Raw genomic sequence first — 12,849 nt, 5'->3', positions numbered from 1 at the left:
GGGTTTACCCGCGAAGAGGCCAGCGAAAACATCCGCTGCCCTCGACCTACCGCCCTTAGCCCCACCTGCGCGTCGGGGTAAAAGCCTGGGCTTTTGGCCCGACCCTTATTCCATTTCCTTCAGCCATTCCTTGCTCTTGAACCACTTGTCGTGAATACGATCGTAGGTCCCGTCATGCTTGATCTGGTGCAGGAAGTTGTTGATGTAGTTGATGCTGTCGTAGTCGCCTTTCTTCAGGCCGAAGGCCAGCGGCTCGTAGGTGAAGGGCTCTTCCAGGAACACCAGCTTGCCGGCGCCGGCCTTCTCCACCGCCACCACGTTGTAGGGCGAGTCATAGACGAAGGCGTCAGCCTTGCCGTTGACCACGTCCATCACCCCTTCCTGCTCGTTGTCGTAGCCATGGTACTTGGCCTTGCCGATCAGCTTCTTCGCGACCATCTCGCCGGTGGTGCCGAGCTTGGAGGTGAGGCGGTACTTCTCGTTGTTCAGGTCCTTGTACGACTTGATCTCGCCCGCAAGTTCCTTGCGGATCAGCAGGGTCTGGCCGACCACGATAAAGGGTTCGCTGAAGTTCAGGCGCAGGTTGCGCTCCTGGGTCAGGGTCATGCCACTGCCGATGAAGTCGAACTTGTCGGTCATCAGGGCCGGGATGATGCCGTCGTAGGCGGTGGAAACCATCTCCAGCTTGACGCCCATGGACTTGGCCATGGCCTTGAGGATGTCGACTTCGAAGCCGATGATCTCACCGCGCTTGTTGGTCATTTCGAACGGCATGTAGGTCGGGTCCATGCCCACGCGCAGGGTGCCACGCTTGACCGCGTCATCGATGGCGCCGGCCTGGGCGGCGGTCACCGCGATCAGGGCGGTCGCACCTACCAGCAGTCGCGACAGGTATTTCTTAATCATCACCAAGTCCCCTAGCAAGAAGTACGCAGATTTTTCTTGTAAGCACGGTCCGACAGACCGATGCGCAATATCGGGACGGATGCTAACGCATGCGCGGCGCCGGACCTAGAGCCGGGGGGGACTTTGTTGGCCAAAATCGACCAGAAAGCATCGCGGGGCCAGCCCGCTCCCACGCACCGTTGAGATGGCGTGGGAGCGGGCTGGCCCCGCGATTATCCGAGCAACGGACTCAAGCCAGGGCTGGCTGGGCCACGTTCTCCGGGTGCAGCGGCAGCAACGGCGAGTGCGGATCGTTGGCGATGGACGCCCGCCACACATCGATCCACGCCGTGTTGTGCCCGGCCCACACCTGCTCGTGCAGGCGCGAAAGCGCCACCGGATCGCTGAGCAGCGCCAGGCGGGTGTTCAGGTCCAGGCCTTTCGGGCCGACTTCCAGCGCCTTGGCCACGCGCTCGGCGCGCAGCGCCTCGATCGGTGCCGCCTGACCGTGGCGCGCCGTCGCCATGGCGCAGGCCAGGGCGTTCTGACGCGGGTCGACCACGGCACGGACGAAACCGTCGTGCAGGGCGTGCCAGCGGTTCTCGTGGGTGTACTGGTCGGTCGCCAGCAGCTCTTGCGGCGTAGCGTATTCCTCGGGGATGAGGAACAGCTTCTCGTCCTTGGCCGCCAGGCCCAGGCGCGTGCGGCTGGAGATCACCGACACCGGGATCGACAGCACCAGCGAGCCGACGATCGGCGCCAGCCACCACAGGAAGCTCGGGTTCAGCCAGGCCACCAGCCCAGCCCAGGCGATACCCAGCAGGGTCTGCGGACCATGGCGACGCACCGCTTCGCTCCACGGCGTGGAGTCGTCGTCACGCTGCGGCGAGTTCCAGGTCGCGGCCCAGCCGAGGAACGCGGCCAGCACGAAGCGGGTGTGGAAGATCATCCGCACCGGTGCCAGGAGCATGGAGAACAGCATCTCCATCAGCATCGACAGGGTGACCTTGATGCGCCCGCCGAACTCGGTGGCGCCCTTGGCCCAGATCAGGATGATGCTGAGCAGCTTGGGCAGGAACAGCAGCACGATGGTGGTGGAGAACAGCGCAATGGCCTTCTCCGGATGCCACTGCGGCCACAGCGGGTAGAGCTGGAACGGCTCGATGAAATACTGCGGCTCCATCAGGGTGTTGGTTGCCAGCAGCGCCGTCGACAGCACCAGGAACAGGAACCACAGCGGCGCCGACAGGTACGACATCACCCCGGTGAGGAACACCGCGCGGTGCACCGGGTGCATGCCCTTGACCAGGAACAGGCGGAAGTTCATCAGGTTGCCGTGGCACCAGCGACGGTCGCGCTTGAGCTCGTCGAGCAGGTTTGGCGGCAGCTCTTCGTAGCTGCCCGGCAGATCATAGGCGATCCACACGCCCCAACCGGCACGGCGCATCAGCGCGGCTTCGACGAAGTCGTGGGAGAGGATAGCACCGGCGAACGCGCCCTTGCCCGGCAACGGCGCCAGGGCGCAGTGCTCGATGAACGGCTTCATGCGGATGATCGCGTTGTGACCCCAGTAGTGCGACTCGCCCAACTGCCAGAAGTGCAGGCCGGCGGTGAACAGCGGGCCGTACACGCGGGTGGCGAACTGCTGCATGCGCGCATACAGGGTGTCCATGCCCGAGGCTTTCGGTCCGGTCTGGATGATACCGGCGTCCGGGTTGGCCTCCATCAGGCGCACCAGGCTGCTCAGGCACTCGCCGCTCATGACGCTGTCGGCGTCGAGCACGACCATGTACTTGTACTCGCCGCCCCAGCGACGGCAGAAGTCGTCGAGGTTGCCGCTCTTGCGCTTCACCCGGCGCCGACGGCGGCGGTAGAAGATGCGGCCGAAACCCTTGGTTTCGCGGCACACATCGAGCCAGGCCTGTTGTTCGGCGACGGCGATGTCGGTGTCGTTGGTGTCGCTGAGCACGAAGAAGTCGAACCGGTCGAGGTTGCCGCTGGCAGCCACCGACTCGAAGGTGGCGCGCAGGCCGGCGAACACCCGTGGCACGTCTTCGTTGCAGATCGGCATCACCAGCGCGGTGCGCGCCTCGGGCGCGATCGGCTCGTTGCCGGCGCTGCTGCCGGAAATCTTGTACTTGTCACGCCCGGTGAGCAGCTCGAGGAAGCCCATCAGGGCGGTCCAAAAGCCCGCCGACACCCAGCAGAACAGGATGCCGAACAGGACCAGGATCGAGGTCTGCAGCGCATACGGCCACACCTGCACCACCGTGTCCCACAGCGGCTGGCTGAGGATCTCGTCGAAATCGACGAACGACCAGCCCTGGTACGGCAGGATGCCCTTCATGTACCAGCCGGCAACGAGGGTCTGGCCGATCATCAGGGTCAGCAGGATGTAGCGGCGGATCGAGCCGACCGTGCGCCAGCGCGCCGGCGGCAGCTCGCGCTTGGGCGGCTGCGGGGCGTTGGTGCGGCCGGTCATGCGCCGCCACATGCGGATCAGGATGTTGGTGCGCCACGGCTCGGGCACGACCTTGGTGCGCTTGATCGGCGGGGCGATCTTCAGGCACAGACGCCCACCGGCATCGACGCCGAGCATCTCGGCGTCTTCCAGCTCGGCGGCGCTGCCGACAGTAAGACGGGCGCCCACCGAGGCCTGGGCGGCCTCGGCGGTGCCGGCGGCCGGTTGGGCCGCCAGGTGTTGGTGCAGCTCGCTGAAGGAGGTGCAGCGGGCGAGTTCCGCACGCTGCTCGTCGCTCAGGGGAAGGTGGGCCAGGTACTCGCTCAGCGATTCCGGCCTTGCGCTTGAGTTACTCATCGGCAGGCAACTGATAGCTCCAGGTCTCGGTCAGCACTTTCTCGGTGGTGGCCGGGGTCCCGTTGGTGGATGCCGCATCGGCGGCGGGTTGCTCGGCAGCCTTCTCGGCCTTGGCTTTCTCGGCCTTGGCGTGAGCATGCTTGGCCGCGGCCTTGTCCTGCTTGGCCGGCTTGGGCTGTTCGACCGGAACGTCGCGCAGCAGCGCGGCGCGCATCTCGGTGGATTTCTTCGGATCCTGCACCTTCAGGCGCAGGGTCAGGCGCCAGCCTTTGGTTTCCGGGTTGTAGCGCAGGTTGTTCTCGACCACTTCGGCGTTGTCGCCGACGCTGACCTGGCTGCGCACGGCGGTGTCGGCCGGCAGCGTGGCCAGGTTCGGGCCGATGAAGTCGACCAGGAAGGCCACGGTGCCATCGGTCTGGCGGATCAGGTTGGACTGTTTGACGTCGCCGGTGGAGCGCAGGGTCTGCTTGACCCAGCCCAGTTCCTGCGAATGCAGTTGGTCTTCCTTGATGGTCCAGCGCAGGCGGTAGTCGTACTCGAACGGCTTGCCCACCTCAGGCAGTTTTTCCGGGCTCCAGAAGGCCACGATGTTGTCGTTGGTCTCGTCGGCGGTCGGGATCTCGACCAGGTCGACGGTACCCTTGCCCCAGTCACCCTTCGGCTCGATCCAGGCGCTCGGGCGCTTCTCGTACTCGTCGTCGAGGTCTTCGTAGTCGCTGAAGTCGCGCTGGCGCTGCAGCAGGCCGAAACCACGCGGGTTCTCGACGCTGAAGTTGCTCACGGCCAGGTGTTTCGGGTTGTTCAGCGGACGCCACAGCCACTCGCCGTTGCCGGCGTGGATCGCCAGGCCTTCGGAGTCATGCAGGGCCGGACGGTAGTTCATGACCTTGGATGGCTGGTTGGGGCCGAACAGGTACATGCTGGTCAGCGGGGCGATGCCCAGGCGGCTGACGTTGTCACGCAGGTAGACCCGCGACTTGACGTCGACCAGGGTGTCTTCGCCAGGGCGCAGGGTCAGCTTGTAGGCGCCGGTGGAGCGCGGCGAGTCGAGCAGCGCGTAGATCACCAGGTGCTTGTCGTTCGGCTTGGGCTTCTCGATCCAGAATTCGCGGAAGCGCGGGAATTCCTCGCCGGACGGCAGCGCGGTGTCGATGGCCAGGCCACGGGCCGACAGGCCGTAGCGGTGGCCCTTGCCGACCACGCGGAAGTAGCTGGCGCCAAGCAGGGTCATGATCTCGTCCTGCTTGTCGGCCTTGTTGATCGGGTAGAGCACGCGGAAACCAGCGTAGCCGAGGTTCTTGGTGGCTTCGGCGTCATGCGGCACGTCGCCGAACTCGAAGCGGCTCGGGTCGTACTTGATTTCCTTGACCTTGTTGGCGGTGATCTCGTTGATGGTCACCGGCGTGTCGAAGTGCATGCCCTGGTGGTAGAACGAGAGCTTGAACGGCGTCTTGTCCTTGGCCCACTCGGCCTTTTCCTGCAGGAAGCGGATCTTCTGGTAGTCGGCGTACTTCATGTCGCGGAACACCGGCGGCAGGTTGCTCTTCGGTGCCTCGAACTTCTGACCGGCCAGATCCTTTGCCTTGGCTGCAACGTCGTCCAGATTGAATGCCCACAGCTGGCCCGCGCTCAACAGGCCGACCAGTGCCACGCCGGCCAGCATGGCCTTGCGCAGCCGGGTACCGGGGATTCTAGGTGCAATACAGGGGCTTACAATCACGAGCAATCCTCGCCGAAAACAGATCATGAAACCAACGGCCAGCGACCAATGCCGGGTTGGCGAGCACTGTTCGGACCCCGTGAGGGCGTAATGATTCCCCAAACGGATCCTGACAATGCTCGAGTCAAAGTGAAACGAACCTGCGAACGCAGGTTCATGCAGCGCGCGATTATCCAGCAGGTCGCGTTACAACGCATCAGGCTGAACAAACTATTTATCGTACAAAACCCCTTGTTTTTCGACAAACAAGGGGTTTTTTGACCTCATATTTGTAACATAAATGTTACCGGGCCATCATTGACCAGATGCACCTGCATGTCTGCACCGAAGCGACCACTGGCCACCAGCGGGTGCCGGGCCTGTGCCTGGCGCAGCAGATAGTCGAACAGCTCGGCGCCGAGGGCCGGTGGCGCCGCCGTGGAAAAGCTCGGGCGCATGCCGTTGCGGGTGTCGGCGGCCAGGGTGAACTGCGACACCAGCAGCAGGCCGCCACCGACATCCTTGAGCGAGCGGTTCATCTTGCCCTGCTCGTCGCTGAACACCCGGTAGTTCAGCAGTTTGTGCAACAGCTTGTCGGCATGCTCGGGCGAATCTTCAGGCTCGACCGCCACCAGCGCCAGCAACCCCTGGTCGATGGCGCCGACAATCTCCCCTGCCACTTCCACCCGCGCGCCACGCACACGCTGGATCAGCCCCTTCATGCTTCTTCCAGGGGCAGGTCGAGCAGGCGCCGGGCCATCTGGTCGGCGGCGCGCACCAGGGCGTCGGTGATGCCGGGCTCGGAGGCGGCGTGGCCGGCGTCGCGGATCACCTTCAGCTCGCTGTTCGGCCAGGCCTGGTGCAGCTCCCAGGCGTTGTCCAACGGGCAGATCACGTCGTAGCGGCCATGCACGATCATCGCCGGCAGGTGAGCGATCTTCGGCATGTCGCGGATCAGCTGGTCTGGCTCGAGGAAAGCGTTGTTGGTGAAGTAATGGCACTCGATGCGAGCGATCGACAGGGCGCGCTGCGGCTCGGAGAAGCGGTCGACCACCAGCGGGTTTGGGCGCAGGGTCGCGGTGCGGCCCTCCCAGGTGGACCAGGCCTTGGCGGCATGCATCTGGGCGATCTGGTCGTTGCCGGTCAGGCGCTTGTGGAAGGCGTTGACCAGGTCGCCGCGTTCCTCCGGCGGGATCGGTGCGATGTAGTCCTGCCAGTAGTCGGGGAACAGGCGGCTGGCGCCTTCCTGGTAGAACCAGTGGATCTCCTGCGGGCGGCACAGGAAGATGCCGCGCAGGATCAGGCCATGCACCCGCTCGGGGTGCTTCTGGGCGTAGGCCAGGGCCAGGGTGGAACCCCAGGAACCGCCGAACAGCACCCACTTGTCGATGCCGAGGTGCTCGCGAATGCGCTCCAGGTCCTCGACCAGGTGCCAGGTAGTGTTGTTCTCCAGGCTCGCGTGCGGCGTGGAGCGGCCGCAGCCGCGCTGGTCGAAGGTGACGATGCGGTACAGGTTGGGGTCGAAGTAGCAGCGGCTCTGGGCATCGCAGCCCGCGCCCGGGCCACCGTGGATGAACACCACGGGCAGACCTTCCGGCGAGCCGCTCTCATCGACATACAGCACATGCGGCGCTTCCACGGCCAGATCGTGCCGGGCGTAGGGTTTGATCTGCGGGTAGAGGGTCTGCATCGCGCACTCCGTGTGAGGATATTGTCTGCCGCCTGGCATCATAAACCTGAATTGCGCTTTGAGCATGCTCTCGTGCTGGGTGCGATGCATGCGGACGGGTTCTACGGCCAGATCATGTTATGTCCTTGGTCGGCGGCACAGTCCATACCATCCGGGCCTCCCTTCCATCGAGGCCCCACCATGAGCGTCAACAACAACGGCGTCGCTGGCGCGCCAGTAACGGACGAACCCATAGGTTCACTGTCGAAGCGGCTGATCGCCGACCAGATGCCTGACTGGCTGAAGCACGTCGCAAAGCCGGCCCATGCCCACATGCGCAATGCCCTGAGCCAACCAAACGCCTGGTTCGACAAGGCTTGCCTGGCGCACCCGGACATCGCCCGACAGCTGGTACAGGAATATGGCACCCATCGACAGACCCAGGATGAGGTGGCCAGGCGGCTCAAGCAGCTACCCGATCTACGGCAGTTCGCCACGCAGCAGCTGACCCAGGCGATCAAGCAGCGCTTCCATCTGCAACTGGACGTGAACAAGACCTATCTGTTTAACGCCCGCCGGGCCGAGGCTTATCAGGACGCCTCCCGCGGCGACCCGATCGTTCAGGCAGCACGGTCGTTCAGACGAGCCACGCAGTCCTTGCTGCACAGCGCCTTGCAGAACTTCGAGGCCGAACAGGCGCTGCCTGGTGGGCTGGATACCGCCAGGCTCAGCTCAAGGGTGCTCGACAGCAATGCGTTCGTGGGCGTGGTGCCCAGCGGCAACCAGGTCGAGATCTCGCCGAGCGAATTCGCGGCATTATCCCGCGAGCTGGATATCGGTGGTCAGTACCAGGCGCTGATCGAAACGGCCTGCCAGGCGGATCCGCAGACGGCCAAGGTATTCGGCGACGCGGAACTGAGCACCCTGCGCCTGGAGCTGCACAGGGCTTATCTGGGCGAAAGGCTCGAACAGCCGCTGTATAAGGCCTTGCTCAAGCTGGTCGAACACGGCGAGGCCGAGTACGAAGGCCGTCCGCTGGGCGCGACCTTCCTGCAGCTGTTCGGCAGCTCGGTAACAGGCGCCTTGATCTTCGGTGTAGAAACGGGCCCCAGCCTGCCGTCGCGCTACCCTGCGTTCCAACTGCCCTTCCAGGGTTGGCTGGTCACCTATCTGCCCGGCGCGCGAATCCCCTTGAAGCATCACGCCACCGCCGAGGCGCTGCAGGCCTACCTGCGCGAACAGCTGGGGTCCATGACCCGCCGGCAACTGCTCGACAGCGTACCGGCACGCGACAGCAATGCCTTTCTCACACAGTTGCTGGACTGCCTGCAACCGGTGGACTGGAGTACCTCAAAGGTCTTTCCGGGCCAGTACGGCGGTACGGTAAACCGTGTGCGCGATCCAGACGCCCGAGTGACGGTGGCACAGCAGCCCTTCGGGCAAGGCCTGCGCGAGGCGCTGGTCGCGCAGAAACGTCAAAGGTTCAGGGACGATGCCCTGTTCCACGCGGTCCCCACCGCGACGGAGGATCAGATAACCGCGCAGAAACAACTGGCGTACTACACCGGCCTGGCCTTCAACGCCCTGGCCTTGGGCAGCTTCTTCGTACCGGCCCTTGGTCCGGTGATGCTGGGACTGACGGCACTGCAACTGGGGCATGAAGTATACGAAGGGTTCGCCAGCTGGGCGCAGGGCGACAGGCAGCAGGCCCTGGCCTACCTGGTGGACGTGGTTGAAAACGTTGCCCAGTTGGCGGCTCTCGGGGTCTGGGAGGCGAGCAGCGGAAAACCTGCCATCGAGAAAATCACCGCCGAGACGCCTTCATTTGTCGAAGAACTGGAGCCGGTGCGCAGGCCTGACGGCGAGGTCCGCCTCTGGTCCCCGGACCTGAAGCCATTTGCCCATGACATCGTGCTGCCTGCAGGCTTGAAAGCGGATGAGTTCGGCTTGTACCGACACGCGGGCAAGACCTGGCTGCCCCTGGAGGACCGCACGTTTTCAGTCAAGCCCATCACTGCGCCCCACGATTACATCCTCGAACACCCGCAAAGCCCCCAAGGCTACCAACCTCGAATGCGCCACAATGGCGCAGGCGCCTGGTTGCATGGCCTGGACCGACCGCAGGCATGGTCACTGAACAAGCTGGCCAGTCGGGCAGGTCAGCTGATCGCTGGATTCGACGAAGGCACCCTGGCCCGAGTACTCGAAGTCAGCGGCACCGATGAGTCCATGCTGAGGCGAGCCGTCAGCCAGAACCTGCGCCTGCCAGCGCTGCTGGAGGACACGCTGTCTCGTTTCAAGCTGGATCAGGATCTGCGCACGTCGGTGACGGAGCCAAACATGCTGCGCAAGACGTTCCAGAAGCGCTACGACCTTTTGTACGCCAGGCCCACCGCCCGCGGCGCCACCCTGCGGCAACGTTATCCACAGCTGCCGCTTCCGGTCATCGAAGAGCTGTTGCGCAATGCCAGCCTGGAGGAGCTGCAGGGTCTGGATAAAGGCAGGGTCCACGCCCGCCTTGGTGCAGAGGCTCGCACCTACCAGCAGCAGGTGCGCCTGGCCCGCGCCTATGAAGGGCTATATCTAAACACGGTGCGCAACTGGGACACTGACCGCTTGATCTTGCATACGCTGGAACAGCTTCCCGGCTGGCCCGCCGATACGGTCATCGATCTTGAGCAACACCTGCACTGGCCCGCCGAGTGCACACGAATCGGAGCACAGACCGCCGAGCCCAACGCCACCATTTTCAGCACGACCAATGGATACATCGTTGACGGCAGCAGTGCCCCAGAAGCCTCGGAGAGGCTTCACGACACGCTCTACAGTGCGCTGATGAAAGCCCTGCCGACACCCGCAATCAGCGTACTGGGTAACCTGGGAGTGAGCTACACGCAAGCACTCAAGCGCCTGCTTCGCCAGATGCCTCGACTTTCGCGCGAGGCGTTGCGCAAGGTGTTGCGCATGCAGCCCGTGCGCCAGGGCTTCCACTCGCCGATGCGCCTGGCCGACGGCCGCCTGGGATACCCGATGGGCGGCCATGGCGGCACTGGAGGCGGCTTCACCCGCCACACCCTGCTGCGCATGATCAGGGAAACCGGCCTGCCCGTGCATACGACGCGTACGGCCGACCAGATACTGGCCGACCTGGAAGGCAGCGGACTGAGCCGAAGCGAGATAAACATACGCCTGCAGGCATTGCTGGAGCGGCACACGACCTTGCGCGACACGCTGGCCGCATGGCGACGAGCGACAACCGCCACAGCCGGGCAGGACAGCGAAGCGATCGACACGCTGCATGAGCGGATCATCCAGCACTGGTATGACAATGCCCTGCCTGTGACACCCCACGAGGCGACACCATTGCGTCTGGAGCAGATCGCACTGGACACCTTCCCGTCCGACCTGCCCACGTTCTTTGGCGAAAGTGTCAGGCATCTTCAGCTCATCGACCCGTCCCACGGCAGCGCTTCGAGCCTGGGACGGCGCGAGCGCCAGCTGACCAGTCTGTTCCAACAGTTCCCAGGCTTACGCTCGCTGGAGGTGACCCGACCTTATGTCGACAACGCACCCGCCTCCAACTTCCTGTACGACCTCAGCTCGATCACCCGCCGCCTTCCGGCGCTCGAATCCCTCAGCATCACCAACCTGAACCTGGCATTGTCGAGCAGGGAGATCGAAAGCCTGAGAGCGTTGCCCCACCTTCGGCGCCTCACGCTGGACGGCAATCGGCTGTTATCGCACAGCTACCAGGCCTTCGAAGGCCTGACGCTGGACTACCTGGGCCTCGAACGCATGGACCTCGACCACTGGCCCCAGGGACTGAGGCCACGCCCTCTGACCCGCATCAGGGAGGTCTCGCTACGCGACAACCGTATCCGCTCACTGCCGAGCTTTCTCATGAGCAACGAACCGGACCTTGCCACCCACTCGGTCATTGCCCTGGAAGGCAATCCCATCATCGAGGATCAGCTGCTGCGCATCCTGCTCAATCAACAGGGCCTGGCCGGACGGATCCATGCCGACATTTCATCGTCCCTGAACGCCCGCCTGCGCCGCTACACTCAGCAGCGTGAAGCACTGCGCGACGCCCTCGACAGCTGGGCCAACGCATCAAGTTCGACGGCGCCGCTGAGCCAGGCCGCCATGGCCATGCGCAACCGGATCGGGGTCAGCATCAACACCTTCTGGCGCAACCAGGAACTGGGCATGCGCCAGACCACGCTGCGCCTGGAAAACATCGCCCTGGAGCATTTCCCGTCGCAACTTCCGTCCTTCTTCCACGATCGCGTGCGCAGCCTGTCGCTAGCCCGGATCAGCAGCACGAGCGCCCAGCTGGATGATTTCCTGCGACGCTTCCCCCTGGTGGAAAACCTCAGCCTCGTCGAACACACCCAGCCGAACCAGGCGCTGCCGACAGCACTCCTGCGCCTGCCCCGGCTCGTCTACCTGTCCTTGCGCGACATGGGGCTGATGATCGATGACAACGTGCTCGCCATCTTCGGCGCACTGGGCAACCTCAGCACACTGGAACTGGCCGGCAACCGCCTGGGCACAATCACCCAGGTGCCCGAGACCTTGCGCAACCTGACTCGGCTCGAGCTGAACAACATGGGCATCGAACAGTGGCCCGCCTGGCTGGACAGCCTGCTGCCGCTGGAGCTGCTCGACCTGAGCGAGAACCGCTTGACCGAGTTGCCCGATCACATCTTCAGCAACCTCGATCATGACTTCCCCGTGTCGTCGATCGCCCTGTTCGACAACCCACTGACCCGCAGCACCATGTTCCGTGCGCGCACCTCCTCGGACACCCAGCGCAACTTCACCTTCGCCATGAGCCTGCCCGATGACTTGCTGACCGCGACGTCTTCGGATGAAGAACTGGCGGGGGGGCACCTGCATAATCCAATCCTTCCCCTTGCCGAGGACCAGCCACGCCTCGAGGCCTGGCTGCAAGGCGCACAGCTGGAAAACGAAGCACTGCGCGATACCTGGCAGCAACTGGAACTGGCAGGCGATGCGGGCAACCTGCTGTCGCTGGTCGGGCGCCTGCAGCAGTCAGCGCCCTTTCGCAATGGCGCCAGCCGGCCGTCCTTCTGCCAGCGCGTGCGCATGGTCCTGATCAAGGCGCTGGTCAGGCCGGAAGAACGCGCGCTGTTCAACGCCATCGCGCAGGAGGCACTGGTGCAACCGGACACCGGCAGCCAGACCTGCCACGACGGGGCACTGCTGGTGTTCCAGAACATCGAGCTGCTGATCGACAGTCGTAGTCTTTTGAGAACCGCAGGCGATACGGAACACACGCTTTACCAGGAGCTCACACGCCTCTATCGCCTGTACCGACTGGATGAGATCGCCCGCGACAAAGCCAAAGGCCGGGACGAGGCGGAGGTACGCCTGGCCTATCGCCGCGGACTGAATCAGGAGCTGAAACTGGGTGTGCCCGACGACAACATGCTCTACGAGGCCTTTGCCGATGTCAGCCGCAGCGAGCTGACAGCGGCGATGGACCAGGTACACCGGGATGAGCAGGGTGAGTCGTTCCTGGGGTATGCCGCGAGCAATGACCAATGGTGCCGATACCTGCGACTGACCTACGCAGCACGCTTCGACGCCATCGAGCAGCAGTACAGGGCGCAGGTCAACGCCCTGGACGAGTCCCCGCAAAGCCTCGATGAACTGGCGCCCGAGTACGAAGCGCTGGAGAACGACAAGCAGGCACGGGAACGGCACCTGATCCGTGAACTGACCACACTGGCCAATCCGGATCGCAGTTGA

General features: G+C 64.0%; 6 protein-coding genes. 1 reads left to right on the top strand and 5 read right to left on the bottom strand.

Annotated elements, in window-relative coordinates:
- Positions 1 to 105: 105 nt before the first annotated feature.
- The 5 genes from AC0MAZ_RS05625 to pip all read right to left on the bottom strand — a co-directional run bounded on the left by AC0MAZ_RS05625 (position 106) and on the right by pip (position 7,092).
- Positions 106 to 903: a transporter substrate-binding domain-containing protein gene (locus AC0MAZ_RS05625; protein WP_110735164.1), complete on the bottom strand. Its 798-nt coding sequence runs from the start codon at positions 901 to 903 to the stop codon at positions 106 to 108.
- 232 nt (positions 904 to 1,135) lie between these two features.
- Positions 1,136 to 3,703 carry a glucans biosynthesis glucosyltransferase MdoH gene (gene mdoH / locus AC0MAZ_RS05620; RefSeq protein ID WP_475860557.1) on the bottom strand — a complete coding sequence of 856 codons (2,568 nt, stop codon included), beginning with the start codon at positions 3,701 to 3,703 and terminating at the stop codon, positions 1,136 to 1,138.
- On the bottom strand, positions 3,696 to 5,366 hold the full coding sequence (locus AC0MAZ_RS05615) for a glucan biosynthesis protein G (protein ID WP_156329678.1): 1,671 nt from the start codon (positions 5,364 to 5,366) through the stop codon (positions 3,696 to 3,698). The genes mdoH and AC0MAZ_RS05615 overlap by 8 nt, the downstream gene beginning before the upstream one ends.
- 320 nt (positions 5,367 to 5,686) lie before the next feature.
- Complete coding sequence (gene dtd / locus AC0MAZ_RS05610) at positions 5,687 to 6,124, bottom strand: D-aminoacyl-tRNA deacylase (RefSeq protein WP_050707270.1); 438 nt, start codon at positions 6,122 to 6,124, stop codon at positions 5,687 to 5,689.
- The gene (gene pip, locus AC0MAZ_RS05605; RefSeq protein WP_232854949.1) at positions 6,121 to 7,092 is read right to left on the bottom strand and encodes a prolyl aminopeptidase; all 972 of its coding nucleotides are present in this window, start codon (positions 7,090 to 7,092) and stop codon (positions 6,121 to 6,123) included. Before pip ends, dtd begins: the two co-directional genes overlap by 4 nt.
- On the opposite strand from pip, the gene AC0MAZ_RS05600 reads away from it, so the two are divergent.
- Entirely contained in the window at positions 7,027 to 12,849 is a 5,823-nt protein-coding gene (locus AC0MAZ_RS05600; protein WP_475860553.1) for a dermonecrotic toxin domain-containing protein, read from the top strand. The genes pip and AC0MAZ_RS05600 overlap by 66 nt on opposite strands.

The organism is Pseudomonas sp. A (assembly GCF_056270345.1).
Note: the sequence above shows the minus strand (reverse complement) of the source record. Positions and strands in the feature narration are given on the sequence as shown.